Annotated in this window: 22 protein-coding genes; 13 read left to right on the forward strand and 9 right to left on the reverse strand. The window is 63.4% G+C overall.

Annotated features, from left to right (window positions below; all coding sequences use genetic code 11):
* Together gatA and gatC are read right to left on the reverse strand one after the other, a co-directional pair.
* A complete protein-coding gene (gene gatA, locus AC54AG_RS26590; protein WP_496632327.1) occupies positions 1 to 1,485 on the reverse strand; it encodes an Asp-tRNA(Asn)/Glu-tRNA(Gln) amidotransferase subunit GatA in 1,485 nt (494 codons plus the stop codon).
* 52 nt (positions 1,486 to 1,537) lie between these two features.
* Positions 1,538 to 1,840, reverse strand: a complete 303-nt coding sequence (gene gatC, locus AC54AG_RS26595) for an Asp-tRNA(Asn)/Glu-tRNA(Gln) amidotransferase subunit GatC (protein ID WP_046683487.1) — start codon at positions 1,838 to 1,840, stop codon at positions 1,538 to 1,540.
* Positions 1,841 to 2,191: 351 nt separating this feature from the next.
* Between gatC and AC54AG_RS26600 the strand changes: the two genes are divergently transcribed.
* The 6 genes from AC54AG_RS26600 to AC54AG_RS26625 all read left to right on the forward strand — a co-directional run bounded on the left by AC54AG_RS26600 (position 2,192) and on the right by AC54AG_RS26625 (position 9,076).
* Positions 2,192 to 3,235, forward strand: coding sequence for a rod shape-determining protein (locus AC54AG_RS26600; RefSeq protein ID WP_010393186.1), 1,044 nt, complete (start codon positions 2,192 to 2,194; stop codon positions 3,233 to 3,235).
* Positions 3,236 to 3,343: 108 nt separating this feature from the next.
* Positions 3,344 to 4,411 (forward strand): rod shape-determining protein MreC, encoded by a 1,068-nt coding sequence (gene mreC / locus AC54AG_RS26605; RefSeq protein WP_496632330.1) that lies wholly within the window; start codon positions 3,344 to 3,346, stop codon positions 4,409 to 4,411.
* Positions 4,408 to 4,920 (forward strand): rod shape-determining protein MreD, encoded by a 513-nt coding sequence (gene mreD / locus AC54AG_RS26610; protein WP_034749354.1) that lies wholly within the window; start codon positions 4,408 to 4,410, stop codon positions 4,918 to 4,920. The genes mreC and mreD overlap by 4 nt, the downstream gene beginning before the upstream one ends.
* A 12-nt stretch (positions 4,921 to 4,932) precedes the next feature.
* A complete protein-coding gene (mrdA, locus tag AC54AG_RS26615) occupies positions 4,933 to 6,900 on the forward strand; it encodes a penicillin-binding protein 2 (RefSeq protein ID WP_034749351.1) in 1,968 nt (655 codons plus the stop codon).
* Positions 6,901 to 6,908: 8 nt separating this feature from the next.
* Entirely contained in the window at positions 6,909 to 8,024 is a 1,116-nt protein-coding gene (rodA, locus tag AC54AG_RS26620; protein WP_034749348.1) for a rod shape-determining protein RodA, read from the forward strand.
* A complete protein-coding gene (locus AC54AG_RS26625) occupies positions 8,024 to 9,076 on the forward strand; it encodes a septal ring lytic transglycosylase RlpA family protein (RefSeq protein WP_496632333.1) in 1,053 nt (350 codons plus the stop codon). The genes rodA and AC54AG_RS26625 overlap by 1 nt, the downstream gene beginning before the upstream one ends.
* Positions 9,077 to 9,128: 52 nt before the next feature.
* On the opposite strand, the gene AC54AG_RS26630 is transcribed toward AC54AG_RS26625, so the two are convergent.
* The 7 genes from AC54AG_RS26630 to argS are packed head-to-tail and all read right to left on the reverse strand — an operon-like array spanning position 9,129 to position 15,297.
* Positions 9,129 to 9,824, reverse strand: a complete 696-nt coding sequence (locus AC54AG_RS26630; protein ID WP_338680745.1) for an SPOR domain-containing protein — start codon at positions 9,822 to 9,824, stop codon at positions 9,129 to 9,131.
* The gene (locus tag AC54AG_RS26635) at positions 9,818 to 10,576 is read right to left on the reverse strand and encodes a type III pantothenate kinase (protein ID WP_496632335.1); all 759 of its coding nucleotides are present in this window, start codon (positions 10,574 to 10,576) and stop codon (positions 9,818 to 9,820) included. Before AC54AG_RS26635 ends, AC54AG_RS26630 begins: the two co-directional genes overlap by 7 nt.
* A gap of 4 nt (positions 10,577 to 10,580) precedes the next feature.
* Positions 10,581 to 11,375 (reverse strand): biotin--[acetyl-CoA-carboxylase] ligase, encoded by a 795-nt coding sequence (locus AC54AG_RS26640; protein WP_496632337.1) that lies wholly within the window; start codon positions 11,373 to 11,375, stop codon positions 10,581 to 10,583.
* A gap of 10 nt (positions 11,376 to 11,385) precedes the next feature.
* Positions 11,386 to 12,147, reverse strand: coding sequence for an SDR family oxidoreductase (locus tag AC54AG_RS26645; protein WP_496632339.1), 762 nt, complete (start codon positions 12,145 to 12,147; stop codon positions 11,386 to 11,388).
* Between the two features lie 37 nt (positions 12,148 to 12,184).
* Positions 12,185 to 12,856 (reverse strand): thiol:disulfide interchange protein DsbA/DsbL, encoded by a 672-nt coding sequence (locus tag AC54AG_RS26650; protein ID WP_496632341.1) that lies wholly within the window; start codon positions 12,854 to 12,856, stop codon positions 12,185 to 12,187.
* A 9-nt stretch (positions 12,857 to 12,865) separates the two neighbouring features.
* Entirely contained in the window at positions 12,866 to 13,567 is a 702-nt protein-coding gene (locus AC54AG_RS26655) for an SPOR domain-containing protein (RefSeq protein WP_496632343.1), read from the reverse strand.
* A 20-nt stretch (positions 13,568 to 13,587) separates the two neighbouring features.
* Positions 13,588 to 15,297, reverse strand: coding sequence for an arginine--tRNA ligase (gene argS / locus AC54AG_RS26660; RefSeq protein WP_496632344.1), 1,710 nt, complete (start codon positions 15,295 to 15,297; stop codon positions 13,588 to 13,590).
* A gap of 376 nt (positions 15,298 to 15,673) precedes the next feature.
* On the opposite strand from argS, the gene rsmB reads away from it, so the two are divergent.
* The 7 genes from rsmB (at position 15,674) to AC54AG_RS26695 (ending at position 22,483) form a co-directional block, all read left to right on the forward strand.
* On the forward strand, positions 15,674 to 17,095 hold the full coding sequence (rsmB, locus tag AC54AG_RS26665) for a 16S rRNA (cytosine(967)-C(5))-methyltransferase RsmB (RefSeq protein WP_496632346.1): 1,422 nt from the start codon (positions 15,674 to 15,676) through the stop codon (positions 17,093 to 17,095).
* A gap of 97 nt (positions 17,096 to 17,192) precedes the next feature.
* On the forward strand, positions 17,193 to 17,699 hold the full coding sequence (locus AC54AG_RS26670; protein ID WP_235194189.1) for a DUF4390 domain-containing protein: 507 nt from the start codon (positions 17,193 to 17,195) through the stop codon (positions 17,697 to 17,699).
* The gene (locus AC54AG_RS26675; RefSeq protein WP_070301613.1) at positions 17,699 to 19,996 is read left to right on the forward strand and encodes a sensor histidine kinase; all 2,298 of its coding nucleotides are present in this window, start codon (positions 17,699 to 17,701) and stop codon (positions 19,994 to 19,996) included. The genes AC54AG_RS26670 and AC54AG_RS26675 overlap by 1 nt, the downstream gene beginning before the upstream one ends.
* A gap of 98 nt (positions 19,997 to 20,094) precedes the next feature.
* Positions 20,095 to 20,814, forward strand: coding sequence for a response regulator (locus AC54AG_RS26680; protein WP_034749318.1), 720 nt, complete (start codon positions 20,095 to 20,097; stop codon positions 20,812 to 20,814).
* The gene (locus AC54AG_RS26685; protein WP_034749315.1) at positions 20,811 to 21,218 is read left to right on the forward strand and encodes an SRPBCC family protein; all 408 of its coding nucleotides are present in this window, start codon (positions 20,811 to 20,813) and stop codon (positions 21,216 to 21,218) included. Before AC54AG_RS26680 ends, AC54AG_RS26685 begins: the two co-directional genes overlap by 4 nt.
* Before the next feature lie 150 nt (positions 21,219 to 21,368).
* Positions 21,369 to 21,626 (forward strand): BTH_I0359 family protein, encoded by a 258-nt coding sequence (locus tag AC54AG_RS26690; RefSeq protein WP_034749313.1) that lies wholly within the window; start codon positions 21,369 to 21,371, stop codon positions 21,624 to 21,626.
* 77 nt (positions 21,627 to 21,703) lie between these two features.
* Complete coding sequence (locus AC54AG_RS26695; protein ID WP_496632350.1) at positions 21,704 to 22,483, forward strand: class II glutamine amidotransferase; 780 nt, start codon at positions 21,704 to 21,706, stop codon at positions 22,481 to 22,483.
* Positions 22,484 to 22,507: the final 24 nt, after the last annotated feature.

Raw genomic sequence — 22,507 nt, forward strand, 5'->3', positions numbered from 1 at the left:
TTAAATACCGGCAGGGCTGCGCGTATGCCAGTCCGTCACTTGCTGGAACTGGTGGGCGACGTTCAGCAGCTTGGCTTCGCCAAAATAATTGCCGATGATTTGCAGGCCGACGGGGCGCTTGCTGTTTTTCTCGCCTTCACCGAAACCGCATGGTATCGACATGCCGGGCAGGCCGGCCAGGCTGGTCGACAGGGTGTAGATGTCGGCCAGGTAGTTCGCCACCGGGTCGTCCGTCTTGTCGCCCAGGTCCCAGGCGACGGTCGGCGCGACCGGCCCCATGATGACGTCGCAGACGGCGTTCGGGCCATTCAGGACGGCGTCGAAATCCTGCGCGATCAGGCGGCGGATCTTTTGCGCCTTCAGGTAGTAGGCATCGTAATAGCCGTGGCACAGCACATAGGTGCCGACCATGATGCGGCGCTGCACTTCCGGGCCGAAGCCCTGGGCGCGCGACTTCTTGTACATGTCCTGCAAGTCCTTGTACTCGGTGGCGCGGTGGCCGTAGCGCACGCCATCGTAGCGCGACAGGTTCGACGACGCTTCGGCCGGGGCGATCATGTAGTAGGCGGGAATCGACAGGGCCGTGTTCGGCAGCGAGATGTCGACCAGGGTGGCGCCCAGCTTTTCATACTGCGCCAGCGCGCCGCGCACGGCCGCTTCCACGTCCTTGGCCAGGCCTTCGCCGAAGTATTCGCGCGGCACGCCGATGCGCAAGCCCGTGAGCGGTTGATCGAGGTCGCGCGAAAAATCTTCCGCCACGCCGCCCTGTTCCGGCGACAGGCTGGTCGAATCGCGCTCGTCGAAGCCGGCCATGGCACTCAAGAGCAGGGCGCAGTCTTCGGCCGAGCGGGCCATCGGGCCGCCCTGGTCCAGCGACGAGGCAAAGGCGATCATGCCGAAGCGCGAGACGCGGCCATACGTCGGCTTGATGCCGGTGATGCCGCAAAAAGCGGCTGGCTGGCGGATCGAGCCGCCCGTGTCGGTGCCGGTGGCCGCTGGCGTCAGGCCGGCAGCCACGGCGGCGGCCGAGCCACCGGACGAGCCGCCTGGCACGGCGTGCTTGTCCCACGGGTTCCGCACGGCGCCGAAAGCCGAGTTCTCATTGCCGGAGCCCATGGCGAATTCATCGCAATTGACCTTGCCCAAAGTGACCATGCCGGCCGCCTGGAATTTTTCCACCACGGTGGCGTCAAACGGGCTGGCGTAGTTGGCCAGCATTTTCGAGCCGGCCGTCGTGCGCCAGCCTTTTGTGACGAACAAGTCCTTGTGCGCGATCGGCACGCCCGTCAATGGCGTGGCCGTACCGGCGGCGATGCGCGCGTCCGCTTCGGCCGCTTGCGCCAGGGTCAGGGCACGGTCGACGTGCAAAAAGGCGTTCGAGTTGTCCGCTTCGATGCGGTCGAGGAAATGCGTCGCCAGCGCAACGGCGGAAATTTCCTTGTTCTGCAAGAGCGTGGACAGCTGTTTGATGGATTTTGTATGCATGGCGTTTCTATTTTGATATTCGACGGGAAGGCAGCAGCATGGAGCGGCGCAGTTACTCGATCACTTTTGGCACGAGATACAGGCCATCCTGTACCTTCGGCGCCACGGCTTGGTAGGCGTCGCGGCGGTTCGTTTCGGTAGCCAGGTCTTCGCGCAGGCGCAGGGCGATATTGTCCATGTGGGCGGCCAGCGGGTGGCTCAGGGGCGCCACGCCATCGGTATTGACGGCTTGCATTTGTTCTGCCAGTGCAAAAATCTTGTTCAATTGGGCCAAAGACGTGACGGCCTGGTCGTCGGCCATTTCAAGTTGGGCCAGGTGGGCGATGCGTTTTACGTCGGAGAGTGTCAGGGACATGGCGAATGGCGCGGAGTGCCGCGCATTAGTATTAAGTTGGCGTTTTGATAAAACGCGGGTATTTACTGCTATTTTGCTCACAAAAATCGAGGAATGCCGCGTAACTCGCGGCTGCAAGAGTCGCACTTTTCCATGGTTTTTGAGCAAATCGCATTCAAATTATAAGGTAGAATGGCGGGTTAATGCGTTGCCGGCGCTGATGGACCGCTGCCGCAGCATAGAAAAGATTGCGCAAGCGCCAAGCGAAACCCGAAAAAATCGCCTCCACGGATTTTCAGGGTGCCTGAAAGCGCCCGCTTTGAAACTCCCCATAAACAGCTTTTGCGCAGCTCGATGCGCTACAGGACACTCATGTTTGGTTTTTTACGCAGGTATATCTCCACCGATCTGGCCATTGACTTGGGCACGGCCAACACCCTTATTTATGTACGCGGCCTCGGTATCGTCCTGGACGAGCCATCCGTCGTCGCCATCCGCCAGGAAGGCGGTCCGAATGGCAAGAAGACCATTCAGGCAGTCGGCAAGGAAGCCAAGCAGATGCTGGGCAAGGTGCCGGGCAATATCGAAGCAATCCGTCCGATGAAAGATGGCGTGATCGCCGACTTCACCGTGACCGAGCAGATGCTCAAGCAATTCATCCGCATGGTGCACGACTCGAAATTCTTCCGTCCATCGCCGCGCATCATCATTTGCGTGCCTTGCGGTTCGACCCAGGTCGAACGCCGCGCGATCCGCGAATCGGCCCTGGGCGCCGGCGCTTCGCAGGTGTACCTGATCGAAGAACCGATGGCCGCGGCCATCGGCGCGGGCTTGCCCGTGTCCGAAGCGACCGGCTCGATGGTGGTCGACATCGGCGGCGGTACGACCGAAGTGGGCATCATCTCGCTGGGCGGCATGGTCTACAAGGGTTCCGTGCGCGTGGGCGGCGACAAGTTCGATGAAGCCATCGTCAACTACATCCGCCGCAACTACGGCATGCTGATCGGCGAACAGACGGCCGAAGCCATCAAGAAAGCCATCGGTTCGGCTTTCCCTGGTTCGGAAGTGAAGGAAATGGAAGTCAAGGGCCGCAACCTGTCCGAAGGCATCCCGCGTTCGTTCACCATCTCCAGCAACGAGATCCTCGAAGCGCTGACCGACCCGCTGAACAACATCGTCTCGGCCGTGAAAAACGCGCTGGAACAGACGCCGCCGGAACTGGGCGCCGACATCGCCGAAAAAGGCATGATGCTGACGGGCGGCGGCGCACTGCTGCGCGACCTGGACCGCCTGCTGATGGAGGAAACCGGCCTGCCGGTGCTGGTGGCCGAGGATCCGCTCACCTGCGTGGTGCGCGGTTCCGGGATGGCACTGGAACGTATGGACAAGCTCGGCTCGATCTTCTCCTACGAATAATCTGACAGAAGGGCCGGAAACCATTCCGGCCTTTTTTTGGTTTTGGCGCCGGCGTTTGACCGGGGCCTGCACGTTGGCGCACTGCGCCTGGCCTGATCATTGGAAGTCATGGAATACAGTCCTCCGCCACTTTTCAAACAAGGCGCCTCCGCCCGCGTCAAGATGATGGTGTTCGCCGGCATTTCTATCGCCCTGCTGCTGGTCGATTCGCGCATGCACGCGCTGACGGCCGTGCGCCAGGCAGTCGGCACCGTGCTGTATCCGGTGCAGATGGCGGCGCTGGTGCCGCGTGATGTGGCGCTTGGCGTCGGCAATTACTTTTCTTCGCTGTCCGCCCTGGAAAAACAGGTGCGCGACCTGAAGCACGAACAGATCGCCTCGGCGCAGATACTGCAGCAGGCGCAGCTCAACATCGTTGAAAACAACCACTTGCGCAAGCTGATGGAAGCGCGCGAGCGCGTCCCCGTCAAGACCATGATGGCCGAAGTGCTGTACGACACGCGCGATTCGGCCACGCGCAAGATCGTGCTCGATCGCGGCATCCAGCATGGCGTGGAACTGGGCCGCCCCGTGATCGACAACCTCGGTGTGGTGGGGCAAGTCACGCGCGTGTTCCCGTTTACCTCCGAAGTGACCTTGCTGACCGATGAGGAGCAGGCCATTCCCGTACAGCTGCTGCGCAATGGCGTGCGCAGCGTGGCCATCGGCCGCGGCAAGTCCGGCACCATGGAATTGCGCTTCACGGCCCCCAGCGCCGACATCCAGATCGGCGACATCGTCATTACCTCGGGCCTCGACGGCCTGTACCCGGCAGGCCTGGCCGTGGCGCGCGTGACCCTGGTCGAGCGCAATGCGCATGGTCCGTTCGGCCGCGTCGTGTGCCAGCCACTGGCCGGTATCGAACGCAACACCCAGCTGCTCATTTTGATGACGTCGCCCGAGATTCCGCCGCGTCCGCCCGCTGAAGATATCAAGACGGGGCGCAAGATTGCCGGCAAGATGGCGCCGATCAAGGACCCTGCCAAGGAGGCTGCCGCAGCCGCTGCACCACCGGCCGCCACGCCTGCCGCCAAGCCGCCTGCCGCCAACGCGGCTGCGCCCGTGCCCGCAAAACCTGCGACGCCAGCGCCAGCGCCCGCACCTGCCGCCGTGCCACCGAAGGAAGCGACACGATGAACCGCCCGCATTACATCCTGCTGCCGGTCAGCCCCCTGTTCATCGGCTTTTCCCTGCTGTGCGCTTTTCTGCTGAACCTGCTGCCATGGGGGCAGTTCGTCGGCGTACCCGATTTCGTCGCGCTGGTGCTGGTCTTCTGGGGCATCCACCAGCCGCGCAAGGTCGGCATCGGCGTGGCCTTCTTCATGGGCCTGATGATGGACGTGCACGACTCGACCCTGCTGGGCGAGAACGCGCTGGCCTACACTTTGCTGTCGTATTTCGCCATCATGATGCACCGCCGCGTGCTGTGGTTCCCCATCATGACGCAGGCGCTGCACGTGCTGCCGCTGCTGCTGCTGACGCAGGCGCTGCAATTGCTGACGCGCTTGATCGTCTCGGGCCGCTTCCCCGGCTGGCTCAATTTCATCGAGAGCTTCGTCGCCGTCGCCCTGTGGCCGATTGTCACGTGGATTCTGCTGGCACCGCAGCGCCGCGCCGTGGACCGCGACCATAACCGGCCGATCTGACGAGCGCCTGCCATGACTGAACTCAAGAACACCGAGCGCGAACTGCATTTTTTCCGCATGCGCCTGACCATCCTGGGCGCGCTCGTCTTCGTCTGCTTTTCGCTGCTGCTGGCGCGCTTCATCTGGCTGCAGGTGATCAAGCACGAAGACTATGCGACCAAGGCTGAAGACAACCGCATCGCCGTGGTGCCCATCGTGCCCACGCGGGGCCTGATCCTCGACCGCAACGGCGTGGTCCTGGCGCGCAATTACTCGGCCTACACCCTGGAAATCACGCCGTCTAAATTGAGCGCCAGCCTCGATTCCGTGATCGACGAACTGTCGACCCTGGTGCAGATCGACATCAAGGACCGCCGCCGCTTCAAGAAGCTGCTGGAAGAATCGAAGAACTTCGTCAGCGTGCCGCTGCGCACGCGTTTGACGGACGAGGAAGTGGCGCGCTTCACGGCGCAGCGTTTCCGCTTCCCCGGCGTCGAGGTGCAGGCGCGATTGTTCCGCCAGTATCCGATGGGCGAAGTGGCCTCGCACGTGGTGGGCTTCATCGGCCGCATCAACCGCAATGAAGCCAAGGGGCTGGAAGAGGGCGAGGACGCGGCCAACTACAACGGCACCGACCATATCGGCAAGGAAGGCCTGGAAAAAAGCTACGAAAAGCAGCTGCACGGCACCACCGGCTACGAAGAAGTGGAAGTGTCGGCCGGCGGGCGCGCCATGCGCACCTTGTCGCGCACGGCGGCCACCCCCGGCAACAACCTGATCCTGTCGATCGACATCGAGCTGCAAAAAGTGGTCGAGGAAGCGTTCGGCGAATGGCGCGGCGCGGCCGTGGCCATCGACCCGGCCACGGGCGACATCCTCGCCTACGTGTCCAAGCCTGGCTACGACCCCAACCTGTTCGTCGACGGCATCGACCAGCAAAGCTGGAACGAACTCAATACCTCGCTGGACCGGCCGATGGTCAACCGTCCCCTGTCGGGCACCTACGCACCCGGCTCGACTTTCAAGCCTTTCATGGCGCTGGCCGCGCTGGAACTGGGTAAGCGCACGCCGAGCCAGTCGATCTCCGATCCCGGTTTCTTCATGCTGGGCGGGCATATGTTCCGCGACGATAAAGTCGGCGGCCATGGCACGGTCGACATGCACAAATCCATCGTCGTCTCGTGCAACACCTATTATTATCAGCTGGGCCGCGACATGGGCATCGACGCCATTCACGACTTCATGAAGCCGTTCGGCTTCGGCCAGCTGACGGGCATCGACCTGAATAACGAGAAGACGGGCGTGCTGCCGTCGACGGAATGGAAGCGCAACCGCTTCAAGACGCCGCAGCAGAAAAAATGGGTGGGTGGCGACACGATTTCGGTGAGTAATGGTTCCGGCTACAATTCCTACACGCCGCTGCAGATCGCCCACGCGACGGCCAACCTGGCCAACAACGGCGTGGTGATGAAGCCGCATCTGGTGAAGATCATCGAAGACGCGGCCACGCGCGCGCGTACATTGACCGTGCCCAAGGAAAGCTACCGCATTCCGCTCAAGCAGGAAAACATCGATACCATCAAGCGCGCCATGGTGGGCGTGACGAGCGAGCAGGGCGGCACGGCCGCGCGCATCTTCACCGGCGTGCAGTACACGGTGGGCGGCAAGACGGGTACGGCACAGGTGGTGGGCATCAAGAAAAACGAGAAGTACAATGCCAAGCTGCTGGCCGAGCGCCTGCGCGACAACGCCCTGTTTACGGCCTTCGCGCCGGCCGACAAGCCGCGTATCGCGATCGCCATCGTGGTGGAAAACGCGGGCTTCGGCGCCGGCGTGGCCGCACCGATCGCGCGCAAGGCGCTCGACTACTACCTGCTGGGCAAGCGTCCGAGCGACAAGGAAAGGGACACCACCAAGGTGCCCAAGGAAGATGTCGACGAAGTGCGCACCCTGGAAGAAATCACGGACGAGCAGGCCGCCCCGGCACCTGCCAGGCAATAAGGAAGCACATGCCCATTAACGAGAGGCGCTCGCTGTGGCGGCGCGCCAAACCCTACCTGGCGGTGTTCGATCCGCCGCTGATGATCATCATCCTGATGCTGCTCAGTACCAGCTTGCTGACCCTGTATTCGGCCAGCATCGGCATTCCCGGCAAGATCGAGGATCACCTGCGCAACATCCTGCTGTGCTTTTTCGTCATGTGGGTGGCGGCCAATGTCACGCCGCAGATGATGATGCGCATCGCCGTGCCCGTGTACACGGTATCGGTGATCCTGCTGGTAGCCGTGGCGCTGTTCGGCACCATCAAGCTCGGTGCGCGGCGCTGGCTGCATATCGGCGTGATCGACATCCAGCCGTCCGAATTCCTGAAGATCGCCACGCCGCTGATGCTGGCCTGGTTCTTCCAGCATAATGCGGGCGCCCTGCGCTGGAAGTCGTTCCTGATGGCGGCCGTGCTGCTGCTGGTGCCCGTCTACCTGATCGCGCGCCAGCCCGACCTGGGCACGGCGCTGCTGGTGGTGGCGGCCGGCTTTACCGTCATCTTCCTGGCCGGCCTGTCGTGGAAGGTGCTGGCCGGCTTGCTGATCACCTTTGTGTCCTGCCTACCGATCGCCTGGTCGCACCTGCATGATTACCAGCGCGACCGCGTGATGATGCTGATCGACCCGACCAAGGACCCGCTGGGCAAGGGTTTCCATATCATCCAGTCCATCATCGCCATCGGTTCCGGCGGCATGACGGGCAAGGGTTGGACGCACGGCACGCAGGCCCACCTGGAATTCGTTCCGGAGCGCACGACCGATTTTATTTTTGCCGTATATTCCGAAGAATTCGGCCTGGTCGGTAACTTGATCCTGATGCTGATGTATTTGCTGCTGGTGGGACGGGGGATGATGATCGCCGCCAACGCCCCCAGTTTTTTCACTCGCCTGCTGGCAGGAGCGATAACTATGATTTTCTTTACGTACGCCTTTGTAAACATGGGCATGGTCAGCGGCATCGTGCCGGTGGTCGGCGTCCCCCTCCCATTCCTCAGCTATGGCGGCACCGCGCTGCTGACCCTGGGCGTGGCCACCGGTATCCTGATGAGCATTCAGCGCCACCGCAAGCTGGTGCAGACCTGATGCGGGCGCCTTTCGACACCTTCGCCATGCGCGGATTGAGCCTGGCGGTCTTGCTGACCCTGGCCGCCTGCGGCACCACGCCGCAAAAGTCCGCATCGAATAACGTGCCGCTGCCGTCCGGCGGCAAGGTCAAGGTGCCCGTGCGCCAGGATCCCACCTTGCCGGTATTGCCGGCGGCCGGCTCCGGGCGCGGCGGCTACTACAAGGATGACGGTCCGGGCGACAATCCGCCGGCCAACCTGCGCGACGTACCCGACGCGGAAGTGCGCAACGAGCCGTATTCGACGCGCTCGAACCGCCCGTATGTCGTCTTCGGCAAGACCTATACACCGATCACCGACAACGAACCGTTCAAGCAGAAGGGCACGGGCACCTGGTATGGCAAGAAATTCCATGGCCAGCGCACCTCGTCGGGCGAAATCTACGATATGTATAAGATGACGGCGGCCCACCCGACCTTGCCGATTCCATCGTATGCGCGCGTGACGAGCATCGACAGCGGCCAGCAGGTGATCGTGCGCATCAACGACCGCGGCCCGTTCCACGCCACGCGCGTCATCGACGTGTCCTATACGGCGGCGCTGAAACTGGGCTTCCTCGGCAAGGGCAGCCACCAGGTGGTCGTCGAGCGCCTGCTGCCGGCCGATATCGACGCCATCCTGGCCGCTCGCGCGGCGCCGAAGCCGGTGCCGTCGGTGGTGGCCAGGTCGATCGATACGCCGGCCGACAGCGAACCGGAAATGGGCGCCGTGGTGCAGCCTGAAATCACCGCGCTGTCAGTGGTCGATGCCACCGTGGCCGCGCCCGCGCCAGCGGCGCTGGCCACCGGCTTCTACCTGCAGCTGGGCGCTTATTCGCGTGCGGACAATGCGGAAGCGGGCCGCGCGCAACTGGCGCCGTATGCGCAAACGCTGGGCAATCTCGATGTGGTGCCGGCCGGCCCGTTGTTCCGCCTGTACGGCGGACCGTTTACGAGCCGCACCGATGCGGCGCGCGCGGCGGCCAGCCTGCCGGCGTCGGCGGGTGTCAAACCGATCGTCATTGAGAGATGAACGTAGGTCGGATTAGGCGCAAGGCGCCGTAATCCGACGCGATTGTCAGCAGTCATTTACAGGAGCGCAGTTCCTGCTCCGGGAACTGCGCCTTGATTTTCTCCAGCCGCGCGCGCGTGGCCGCGTCGAGGTCGCGGAACTGGTAAGCGAATTGCTTGCTGGCGCTGTAGCGCGGCGCGACGCGGGCGCTGTGCACGCCCTGTTTGTTGAGCATTGCCAGCTGGCTTTGCGCGCTCGTTTCCGACTTGAACACGCCCAGTGAAATGCCCCAGCGCAGCGGGCTGCTTTCATTCATGATGAAGTAGTTCGTCACGCCCAGCTGTTTCAATTCGCCGGCCTTGCGGTCGGCGCCTTCCTTGCTGCCCTGCGGCGGGATGTACACCATGTAGCTGGAAATGTCCTGGCCGGCCACGTTGCGGCGCGACTGGCGGTCGCCCAGGTCCAGCGTCGCCACTTGCGCTTCGAAGCGGCGGCCATCGGCCAGCAGGAAATTGCCCACTTCCGTGCACGCATACGATGGCGGCGCCGCTGGTGCGGCCGCTGCCGGTGCCGCGCCGTCGGTGGCCGGCGGTGCGGCAGGCGCCGTGGCCTGCTCCTGCGTCAGCAAGGTGAGCTTGCTCGCCTGTAGCTGGTTTTTCAGGCGCGCCGGTTCGCGCGTCTCGGCGCGAAAACTGCCCAGATAACCCTGGCCGATGGCCAGCACCAGCAGGTTGACGCCGGCCAGCAGCCAGAAGACGAATTTCAGCATACGTGGTTTCCTTGTGTTCCCGCGGCCCCGGCGCGCGCGGCCGCCTGCAGGCCGATCATGACGATATTGTCGACCAGGTGCAGCGGCACCGCCAGCGCCAGGGCCGGTGCGATGTGCGGCGCGGCGCCGCCCGACAGCAGGCAGGCGCTGGCGCCGTGCATGCGCACGGCCCGTTCGATGGCGCCCGCCTGGGCCGCCAGGCAGCCGGAGAGGATGGCGTCGTCCGTGTTGTCGGCAAAGCCGGCCGGCAGCATGGCGTCGCTGGCGATTTGCGGCAGCTGCGCCGTGTTGCGCGCCAGCGAACTGGCCATCAGTCCCAGTCCCGGCAAGATCATCCCGCCGAGGAAAACGCCGTCGGCCGTGACGGCGTCAATGGTGGTGGCGGTGCCGCAATTGGCGACGATGACGGCCTGGCCAGGCGCCAGCGCTTGCGCGCCGATGGCGGCGGCAAAGCGGTCGCACCCCAGCTGCGACGGCGCGCGGTAGCCGTTCGTGAGGCCCGCCAGCTGTGGCAGCGAGACAAAGTCGCGGGCAACGACGGGCAGCATGGCGCGCAGGCGCGTGCCGATGACGGCGCCGGCCACGTTCGACAGCAGCGCCTCATGGATGGCCAGTTGCGCCCATTGCGCAGCCAGGGTGTCGATCTGCGCATGCGCGACGGCGCCGCTGGCCAGCCAGCCGCCGGCGGCACTGTCGGCGGCCACGAGTGCCCATTTGATGCGCGTATTGCCGGCGTCGATCAGCAGCAGCATGTGCTTACTCCCCCAGCAGGCGCAAGGATACGTCGCCGGACATGACTTCCTGCAGGCCGCCATCGGTGCGCAGCAGCAGGCGGCCCAGGTGATCCACGCCGGCCGCCACGCCTTGCTGTAGCAGCTGGCCGTTGTCGAGGATTTTCACGTGCTGGCCTTGCCAGGCATGCAGCAGGTTCCAGCGCTCCGTAAACGGCGCAAAGCCCGTGTCGTCGAATTCGGCCAGCACGCCGGCCAGGCGGCTGAGCAGCGCCGCCACCAGGGTATTGCGTTCCATCTGCGCGAGCCAGGGCACGGCCGAGACGCTGCGGCCGATCTGCCGTTCCAGCACATCGGGCATCAGCAGATTGATGCCGCAGCCGATGACAGCCCACACGCCGCCGTCGGGCGCCTGCTGCGTTTCTACGAGGATGCCGGCCAGTTTATGGCCATCCTTGAGCAGGTCGTTCGGCCACTTCAGCTGCACCGGCACGCCCAGCGAGGACATGGTTTCGGCCAGCGCCACGCCGACGGCCAGCGGCAATCCCACCAGCTGATGCAGCGGTCCCTTGAAGCGCCAGGCCAGCGAGAACATCAGGCTGGCGTCCGCCTGCGACACCCACGGCCGTCCGGCGCGCCCCCGTCCGGCCGTCTGCTGGCCGGCGATGCGCAGGGTGGGGCCGGCCAGGGTGGCGCAGCGCGCCAGCAGATCGGCGTTGGTCGATCCCGTTTCGTCGACCACCTCTATGCATACGTGGGCGGCGCCCGTGGCGCAATGGGCGGCGATGGCCGCGCTGTTCAAGTCTGAGTGTTTCGTCATGGTGATAGGGTCAGTTGCGCGCCTTGTGCGGCGCATTCGCGAAGGCCCGGTCGTACACGGCATTGGGCAGCGCGCGCAGCAGCTTGGCGACGACGCCCATCTGCCACGGGATCACGCGGTAGCTGTCGCCGTCGGCGATGGCGCGCGCGGCGCGCACGGCGAATTTTTCGGCCGGCATCAAAAAGGGCATGCGGTAGGCGTTGTGGCGCGTCATCGGCGTGTCGATGTAGCCGGGCGTGATGGTGACGACCTTGATGCCCGCCGGTTTCAATTCCAGGCGCAGCGATTCGCAGTAGCTGATGACGGCCGCCTTCGAGGCGCTGTAGGCTTCGGCGCCGGGCAGGCCGCGGATGCCGGCCACGCTGCCGATGCCCACCAGGCGTCCGCTGCCCTGGCTTTTCATGACGGCGATGAAGGGCGCGAAGGTGGCGACGGTGGCCGTGACGTTGATGGCGATGAGGCGCGCGAAGGCGTCGAGGTCTTCCGCGTGTTCGCTCAAGGTGCCGTACGACACGCCGGCGCTGGCGATGACGACGTCGATGCCGCCGGCATGGGCGATGAAGTCATCGGCCGCGCTTTTCAGGGCGGCGTGGTCGCAGACATCGACGGCGTAGGCGCGGTGGCGTTCAGGGTGGGGCAGGGAAGCGATCAGTTGCCGCAGTGTGTCGCCGCGGCGGGCCAGCAAGCCCAATTGGGCGCCCTGGTGCGCGTACTGCAGCGCCAGGGCGGCGCCCAATCCACTCGACGCGCCCGTGATGAAAACGCGATGCATCAGGCGATGCCCGGGCGCGCCAGGGAAGTGGCCATGCTTATTTCTTTTCCGCTTTGGCTTTCGTGACCAGCACGTCCATCACGGTGAGCGCCTGGGCGTTCAGCTGCTCTTCGTTCTTGGCCGACTTGCTGCCCTGATCGGCTTGCGAAGGCGACGTGATGTAGCGGCCATCGATGGCGATCATCGGCCAGAACGTGACGTTATAGCCCTGCATCATGGCATCCGCACGGCGCACGCGGGCCGAGATGCCCATCGAACGGTAGGTGTCGATGAATTTCTGGCGGTCCACGCCCTGCTTGGCGACGAAGTCGAAGACGGCATCGTCGGTGTTCAGGCGGTTGCGTTCCACATGCATGGCGTGGAAGACGCTGGTGTGCAGCTTGTCGACCAGGCCCATGGCTTGCAGGGTGAAGAACAGCCGCTGCTGCGGCGCCACGCTTTCATCGCGCGACACGTGCACGCGCTTGAAGACGATGTTGTCGCCCTGTTTCTTGACCCAGGCGGCCAGCTGTGGTTCGAGCACGTTGCAATGCGGGCAGTAATAGGCGAAGAATTCCGTCACTTCGATTTTCTTGCCCGATTCCGTCGCCTGCGGCGTGGGCAGGGTTTCGTATTCGACGCCGTTCTTCGGGTCGGCCGGCGAGGCCGATGCGCCCATGGCGGCGGTGCACAGTGCGGCGGCGATCAGGATGTTCTTCAGAAAACGCATGCTGGTTCCTTATTTTTGGTTGCGGACGACGGCAACATCGATGCCGTTTTCAGACAGTTTGGTGCGCGCGCGGTTCATCGCTTCGAGCTGGTTGAACGGCCCGATACGCACGCGGTGCAGCACGCCGGCGTCGGTGCTGCGGTCGCTGATGGCCGCTTCGAAGCCGAGCAGCGCCAGTTTGCCGCGCGTGCTTTCGGCGTCCGACATGTCATGGAAGGCGCCGGCCTGCAGATAATAAATCCATTTGTCGCTGGCTGCATCGGCCTTTGCCTCTTTCACGTCGGCCTTCGCTTGCGGTGCTGGCGCTGCCGCCGGTGTTTTCGGCGCTGGCTTGTCTTTCAATGTACCGATCAATTCCTGCAGCGCGTCCGGCGGCGGCGCCTTCGGCTGCTGCGCGGGAGCTGGCGCCGGTGCTGCCGGCTGCGTCGGCGTGACGATCTCGCGTGGCTCCTTGGAGAAGTCGCGCGCCGCTTCCTTGGCCGCTTCCTTGTTGCCGTACATCGGCTTGTTCGGGTCGGCGATCTGGCCGGCCGTCGGTTCGGCCGATTTGCCGGCCTTGCCCGACTTGTCGGTGAACGGCGAGGCGCCCTTGGTGATCACCAGGGCGACCACGACGGCGATGCCCAGGCCGATGACCAGGCCGATGATGATGCCGACCAGGGTATTGCCCTGCTGGCGCCGGGTCGAAGAGAAGCGGGAAACATGATTCATTGACTGATTGACCTTCGCGATTACATTTTGTTTGGCGCGGACACGCCGATCAGTGCCAGGCCGTTGCGCAGTACCTGGCGCGCGGCGATGACGAGAGCCAGGCGGGCCATCTTGACGGCTTCGTCCTCGACCAGCACTTTTTCGGCGAAGTAGAAGCTGTGCAGGTTGGCGGCCAGGTCGCGCAGGTAGAAGGCGACTTGATGCGGTCCCAGTTCCGCTTGCGCGCGCGCCAGCATTTCCGGGTAGGCGGCCAGGGTCGCCAGCAGGGTCGCTTCGGTCGGCGCCGTCAGTGGGGAAAGGTCGACGTTGGCGACCGCGCTTTCATCGCCGCCCCAGTTTTCCAGGATGCGGCAGATGCGCGCATGCGCATACTGCACGTAATAGACGGGGTTTTCATCGGTGGTTTTCAGCGCCACGTCGACGTCGAAGACGAATTCCGTGTCGGCCTTGCGCGAGATCAGGAAGAAGCGCACGGCGTCGCGGCCCTTGGCGATGTCGCCGCCGCCCGACCATTCGATCAGGTCGCGCACGGTCACGTAGGAGCCGGCGCGCTTCGAAATCTTGACTTCTTCGCCGTCTTTCATGACGGTGACCATCTTGTGCAGCACGTAGTCGGGGTAGCCTTGCGGGATGCCCATGTCGACGGCCTGCAGGCCGGCGCGTACGCGTGCGATGGTGCCGTGGTGGTCGCTGCCCTGGATATTGATGGCCTGCACGAAGCCGCGCTGCCATTTCACCAGGTGGTACGCGACGTCCGGCACGAAATACGTGTAGGTGCCGTCCGTCTTGCGCATCACGCGGTCCTTGTCGTCGCCGAAGTCGGTGGTGCGCAGCCACAGCGCGCCATCCTGCTCGTAGGTGTGGCCGGCCTTGATCAAGGTTTCCACGGCGTTATTGACCTTGCCGTCCGCGTACAGCGACGATTCCAGGTAGTAATTGTCGAACTTCACGCCGAACGCCTGCAAGTCGATGTCCTGCTCGTTGCGCAGGTAGGTGACGGCAAACGGGCGGATCGAATCGATGTCTTCCACGTTGCCGTTGGCCGTGGCAGGCTGGCCATCGCTGGCCGAGACGGTCTTGCCGGCCTTGAAGTCGTTGGCGATGTCGGCGATGTAGTCGCCGTTGTAGGCGGACTCGGGCCATTCGGCGTCGCCGGGCTTGAAGCCGCGCGCGCGCGCCTGCACGGAATTGGCCAGGGTCTGGATCTGCACGCCCGCGTCGTTATAGTAGAACTCGCGCGTCACTTGGTAGCCTTGCGCGTCGAACAGCGAGGACAGGGCGTCGCCCAGGGCCGCCTGGCGACCGTGGCCCACGTGCAGCGGACCGGTCGGGTTGGCCGAGACGAATTCCAGGATGACTTGCTTGCCGGCGCCTGCCGTGCTGCGGCCATAGCTGTCGGCTTCGCTCAAGATGGTTTTCACCACGGCCTGCTTGGCGGCGTTTGACACGCGCACGTTGATGAAGCCGGGGCCGGCGATTTCCACTGCCTCGACCAGACCCTTGCCGGCCGGGTTGGCCAGCACGGCCGCCACGATGGTTTGCGCCAGTTCGCGGGGATTCTGTTTCAGCTGCTTGGCCAGTTGCATGGCGATATTGCAGGCGACGTCGCCATGCGATGCATCGCGTGGTCGCTCGAGCACCACGGTAGGCTCAAGCGTAGTGCCGGCCAGGACGGGAGCGAGGGCGGCCTGGAACAGGGCGATGATTTCTTGTTTCTGTTGGGCGAGCATGAGCAGGATGGCGGTGGAACCGCGTTAAGAATGAATAGAATGAATCAAAAAGCAAAACGGACGGCTAGTACACAAGCCGCCCAGACTGCGTTAATTATACTGGTTTGCTGCCGGGAACAATACGCCAGCCGGCAGTGTTCCCGTGCCGGCGCGTTTCACGATATTATCAGGACAGCATGCCCATGTTGGTGCGCGAAAACATCAGCATGGTGCATTCTGCTTGTATATATGCAGTTTTTTGCCGCAATTTACAGGTATCGCTGCAATCGCTTGGGCCAGAGGGCGCCACAAACGCTACAATCGACCCTTTATTGATGACGCGCGGCCGCGACTTTGCCTCCATGCAGCCCGCCGCGCGCAGCCACACCGGATAACTATGAACAAGCGCCCCACGCTGAAATTGAAAACCAAGCCGGCGCCAGGCCAGGCTCCTGCCGTACCGAAATTGCGTCCCAGCTACCATCCCGACCTGAAACCGGTCTTGCAGCCAGGCTTCCAGCCCGATTTGCGCACCGACTCGCTGGCGTTTTGCCTGTTGGGCGCGGCCAATGCCGTAGCGCAAGTGCGCACGGGCACGGCCCTGCCGCAGGCGCTGGCCAAGGTGTTTACGCAATCGAACGCCAGCCCGCAGGCGCGCGGCGCCATCCAGGATATTTCCTACCGTACCATGCGCCAGCTGGGCCGCAGCGAAACCCTCGTCGGCCTGATGACGTCGAAGGCGCCCGAGCCGCCGATGCTGGCGGCCTTGCTGTGCTGCGCGCTGTCCTTGATGTCGGCCGAGCCGGGCGAGCAGCCGTATGAGGAATTCACGGTGGTCGACCAGGCCGTCACCGTCGCCACGTCGCACCCTGACCTGGCGCATGCCAAGGGCATGGTCAACGCTGTCTTGCGCCGTTTCTTGCGCGAGCGCAAATCCTTGCTGGAAGCGGCCCTGCAGCAACCGTTGGCGCAATGGAATTATCCACAGTGGTGGATCGACTCGCTGCGCCTGGCCTATCCGCGCGACTGGCAAGCCATTTTGACGGCCGGCAATGCCGTGCCGCCATTGACCTTGCGCGTGAACCGCCGCAAGAGCACGGTGGAAGCGTATCTGGCCGTGCTGCAGGAAGCGGGCATCGCCGCGCGCCAGGTGGGACCGTTCGCCGTGCGCCTGGATAAACCGATCGGCGTGGCCCTGATCCCCGGCTTCGAGCAGGGCGTCGTTTCCGTGCAGGATGCAGGCGCACAACTGGCCGCACCGCTGCTGGACTTGCATGACGGCATGCGCGTGCTCGATGCCTGCGCGGCGCCGGGCGGCAAGACCTGCCACATCCTGGAACTGGCCGACGTGCACGTGACCGCCATCGACGCGGACGCCAAGCGTTTGCCGCGCATCGCGGAAAACCTCGAGCGCCTGGGCCTGGACGCCACCTTGAAGGCGCAGGATGCGCAATCGAGCGCGTGGTGGGACGGCCAGCAGTACGACCGCATCTTGGCCGACGTGCCGTGCACGGCCTCGGGCATCGTGCGCCGCCATCCCGATATCCGCTGGTTGCGCCGCAAGGGTGACGCGTTCCAACTTGCAACACTTTCATCCAAAATTCTGGACAACCTGTGGCAGATGCTGCGCCCCGATGGTAAATTGCTGTTCGTGACATGTTCATTGTGGCCGCAGGAGTCCGAGGCACAGGCGGCGGCATTTGCGGTGCGCAATAATGCGACCCGATTGACAGCGCCTGGCCAGCTGTTGCCGACCGGCAGCGCGGAGCAGGACCACGACGGTTTGTTCTATGCGCTATTCCAAAAAAATGCGGCTTGAGCGATTCGTCGAACCTTATTCTACGGACTACACCGGCACACTTGTGACAACACGACTCTTCCGACTCCTGGCCCTGCTGCTGATGCTGGCATGTACCATGCCACGTGCGCATGCCGCCGATATGGTCGAGATCACCCGTGCCTACATCGAGTCTAGCGAAGAGGGCTACAAGCTGGCCGCCACATATTCCTTCGAGCTCAATCATGACCTCGATGATGCCGTGCAGCATGGCGTGCCGCTGTTTTTCACGACGGAAATCGAACTGACCCGGCCCCGCTGGTACTGGTTCGATGAAAAGGCCATCGTGGCGCGCCAGACCAGCCGGCTGTCGTACAACGTGCTCACGCGCCAGTACCACGTGTCGGGCGGCGGCTTGCAGCAAAGCTTTGCCACGCTCGACGATGCGCTGTTCCTGATCCGCCGTCCCAGCCGCTGGCTGGTGGCGCGGCGCGGCGAACTGAAAGTGGGGCAGACGTATAACGTCACCTTGCGCATGGGCATGGACCGCGACTACCTGCCCAAGCCGATACAGGTCAATGCCTTCAATAACAGCGACTGGCGCCTGGCTTCGAATAAAAAAACCTTTTTGTATACGGCGGAGTAGTGAGTCAAGCATTGCGCTATCTGCTGGTGGTGGGCGGCGGCATTGTCAGTATCCTGCTGTTCCTGCTGGCGTCGGCTTCCGACAATTCCGGTTTTTTCGACCGTTACTACACCTGGCTGCTGGGCCTGAACGCGGCCGTCGCCGTCTCCCTGCTGGCGCTGGTGGGTATTTCCCTGGCCCGCCTGTACGCGCGCTACAAGAGCGGCAAGTTCGGCTCCAAGCTGATGACGCGCCTGGTGATGCTGTTCGCCGCCGTCGGCATCCTGCCGGGCCTTGTGATTTTCCTTGTCTCCGTGCAATTCGTCTCCCACTCCATCGAATCCTGGTTCAACGTCAAGATCGAAGCGGCGCTGGAATCGGGGATTGAGCTGGGCCGTGCCGGCCTCGATGCCGCCCTGGTCGAGCTCGATCACCGGGGCCACAAGGCGGTCGAAGAAATGGGCGCCGACCCGGTGGCCGGCCCGGCCGTGCTGACCAGCCTGTTGCGCGAGGAGGGCATGCAAAACGCCATGCTCGTCAGCGGCGACGGCGTGCTGCTGGCCAGCGCGGGGCCGCACAGCGCGGCCGACTTGCCGACGCCGGCCATGCTGGTGCAGGCGGCCTCGCCGGCCGGCTATGCCTCGGCCGAAGGGGGCTTGGAATTGCACGACGATGGCACGGAGTCGGGCGGCGGCGGTTTCCGCTCAGGCCTGCCGGCGTCGCTGGAAACGGCGGCCAGCCTGCGCCTGCGCGTGCTGGTGGCCGTGCCGGGGCCGTCCGTGTCGCCCCGCTACCTGCAACTGCTGCAGGCGGTGCCGCCCAAGCTGGCGACGAATGGCGAAGTGCTGCGCGCCGCCTACAGCGAATACAAGGAACGTTTCGTCGCACGCGTGGGTCTGCGCAAGATGTACATGGAAATCCTCACTTTGACCTTGCTGCTGGCCATCTTTGGCGCCATCGGCAGCGCTTTCCTGATCGCGGGCAACCTGGCTCAGCCCCTGCTGCTGCTGGCCGAAGGCACGCGCGCCGTGGCCGAAGGCGACCTGTCGCCGCGCCCCATCGTCGCCACCAAGGATGAACTGGGCACCCTGACACAGTCGTTCAACATCATGACGCGCCAGTTGCTCGATGCGCGCACGGCCGTGGAAAGCAACCGTGCTGCCTTGCAAAACGCCAAGGCCCACCTGGAATCGGTGCTGGCGAACATGTCGGCCGGCGTGATGGTGCTCGACGGCGACTTCAAGCTGGTGACCTGCAATGAATCGGTCGAGCGCATCCTCCAGCATTCGGGCACGAGCATGGTGGGCCAGCCGCTGGCGCATATTGCTGGAATGGAAGAATTTGGCGGCGCCATCATCAGCGCCTTCACGGCGCAAAGCGCGCAATCGGCGTCGGGCCGCAACCAGCAGCGTCTGCACTGGCAGCGGCAGATCGAGATTCCACGCCGCCTGGGCAGCAGTGCCGACGAGCATGACATCACCTTGCTGGCGCGTGGTTCGCGCCTGCCGCTGGAGTCCGGCAGCGGCTACATCGTCGTGTTCGATGATATTTCCGACGTCATTTCCGCACAGCGCTCGATCGCCTGGGGCGAGGTGGCACGCCGCCTCGCGCATGAAATCAAGAATCCGCTCACGCCGATCCAGCTGTCGGCCGAGCGCCTGCAGATGAAGCTCGAAGGCAAGCTGGAGCAGCCGGATGCGGATCTGCTCAGCCGCGCCACCACCACCATCGTCAAGCAGGTCGATGCGATGAAGCGCATGGTCGACGACTTCCGCGACTATGCACGCACGCCGCCGGCCGTGCTCACGCCGCTGCGCTTGAACGAGCTGATCGAAGAGATACTGAACCTGTACCTGCGCGGCGACGATGGCGACATCATCCACCCGCTGCTGGCGCCGAATCTGCCGATGGTGATGGGCGATCCGACCCAGTTGCGCCAGGTGATTCACAACCTGCTGCAGAACGCGCAGGACGCCATGGCCGACCTGCCGCCGGACTCGCCGCATCCGCGGATTGACGTGAGGACGGAAGCAATTCATTATCGCAGTGCGGACGGCGGCGTGAATATCGCCGTGCGGCTGGCCATCACGGACAATGGTCCTGGTTTTGCACCCAAAATCCTGGCGCGCGCGTTCGAGCCGTATGTGACCTCGAAGGCCCGCGGCACGGGATTGGGCCTGGCGATGGTAAAGAAAATTATCGATGAACACGGCGGACGCATCGATATCGAGAACCGGGTCGACGGCAATGGCGCTTCGGTGGTCATTTTGCTGTTAAAGTTAGCTCCCGACGCTCCTGCCCAGGAATTCCTGGCGTGAGGGTCTGGTTTAGTATTTAAAACACTAATAAAATCATAGTTGTCCGCCGCGTGCATCTTGTGCGCGACGGCCGGCGAAATGAGGAAGGCAAGACACGAATGGCAAACATACTCGTAGTGGATGATGAAATGGGTATCCGTGAGTTGCTCTCGGAAATTTTGGGCGACGAAGGACATGCTATCCAGCTGGCCGAAAATGCGCAGCAGGCGCGCGAAGCGCGTGCCGCCGGTGCGCCGGATCTGGTATTGCTGGATATCTGGATGCCCGACACCGATGGCGTCACCTTGCTCAAGGAGTGGCAGCGCGATGGCTTGCTGACCATGCCGGTGATCATGATGTCGGGCCACGCCACCATCGATACGGCGGTCGAGGCGACGCGCATCGGCGCCATGAACTTCCTGGAAAAACCGATTGCCCTGCAAAAACTGCTGAAGGCGGTCCAGCAAGGCTTGACGCGGGCCCAGGAAACCGTGCGCGCGCCGAGCGTGGCGCCGCGTCCCGTGGCGCCCGTGGTGGCCGAGGAAAGCAGCCATCCCGTGCCCAGCTTTGGCGGCAGCGCGCCGCAACAGCTGATGGTGCGCCCAGGCATCGCCGTACCGGCGGTGGCAGAAGGCCATGGCTACAACCTGTCGTTCGACTTGCCGCTGCGCGAGGCGCGCGATGCGTTCGAGCGCATGTATTTCGAACACCACCTGGGCCGCGAAGGCGGCAGCATGACCCGCGTGGCGGAAAAAACGGGCCTGGAACGCACCCATCTGTATCGCAAGCTGAAACAGCTGGGCGTCGAACCGGGCAAGCTGGCCAAGAAAGGCCTGTGACGTCAGCCGTACGGCGTCCGACGCCGCTGACCCTGGTCAGCGGTGGTCGCGCCGCCGAGCGCGAGGCGGCCATCGCGCAAGCCTTGCAGCCTGGCCACGCGACTGCCGTGATCCTCGAGGGTCTCGCCGACGGCAACGCCATCCTGGCCGACCTGGCCGAAGAAATTTCCCCTTCCTCATCGTTTCCATTGCAACTGTTGCGCATCGCGCCCGGTTGCCTGTGCTGCAGCGGCAATCTCGTATTGCGTGTAACATTAAATCGTCTGCTGCGCCATCCACCCGCGCGCCTGTTCATCAGCCTGGCCGACGCCTCGCATATCGAACAGCTGCGCACCTGGCTGACCGCCAGTCCCTACGATGTCCTGCTGGCGCTGGAAGCAGACTTGATTGTTTCTTCAACGTAGCTTCCTGATCGCCTTACCGCAGTCGCAGTTTGCATCTCGTTACAACTCTGTAGCCCGCAGGGTGGCATTGCCGCTTGAAATGGCGGCGTGGGAACCCCACCTCTGTCCTGAAACCGCAAGAGTTTCTCTTGCTTGAGCGAAGGATGCAAAATGAACCTGATCTATAACAGCGAACAATATAGCGTTGTGGAATTCGGCGTCGATGGCGACCTGGAAGCCCTGCGCTTTGGCGGTTATGAAATCGTCGACAAGGGGGGCAAGCGGGAAACGTTTATCGCCGGTATCCTTGCGCAAAACTTCCGCCGCGACGTCACGGAATTGATCGCCAGCGAACCGAGCATGGAAGAGATCGATGAATTCTTGGGTAGCTACGATTCCCTCATGAGCCAGCCCGTCCTGTTGCACTGATGTGATAGCCATCGCCGCCATACCAATCCGCCAGACGGCGTGGTATGGTGGCCGTGTTATCCAGCTGCAAACAGACCATGTGCCAACTTCTCGGAATGAATTGCAATGTCCCCACGGACATTGTCTTTAGTTTTACCGGCTTCGCCATGCGCGGCGGCCATACCGATACCCACCATGATGGCTGGGGCATCGCCTTTTTCGAGGGCGCCGGCGTGCGCCATTTCGTCGACCACCAGGCGGCCATCGCCTCGCCCGTGGCCGAACTGATCAAACGCTATCCGATCAAGTCGCGCAATGTCATCGCGCATATCCGCAAAGCCACGCAAGGCCAGGTGGCGCTGGAAAACTGCCACCCCTTCGTGCGCGAACTGTGGGGCCGCTACTGGGTCTTTGCCCACAATGGCGATTTGAAGGATTTCAACCCCGTGCTGACGGGCAGTTACCGTCCCGTCGGCTGCACCGACAGCGAACGGGCTTTCTGCTACCTGCTGCAAGAGCTGCACGCGCGCTTTGGCGATGCCCCGCCGGCCTTGCCGCAACTGCATGCCACCTTGGCGCAGTTGTTGCCCGGCATCGCGGCCCACGGCACGTTCAACATGATGCTGTCGAGCGGCGAGGCACTGTTTGCCCATTGCTCGACCAGCTTGCACTATCTGGTGCGACAACATCCGTTTCCAACTGCTAAACTCTCCGATGAAGACCTGAGCGTGGACTTTTCCCAGGTGACGACGCCCCAGGACAGAGTGGCCGTGATCGTTACCCAGCCGCTGACGACGAATGAACAATGGACGGCGTTTGTGCCCGGCGAATTGAAATTATTTGTCGACGGGATGGTGCAAGACATGCCAGTGGCCTAATTTGTTGACGACAATAAACTGGAT

The sequence above is a fragment of the Janthinobacterium sp. BCJ23 genome (genome assembly GCF_059617945.1).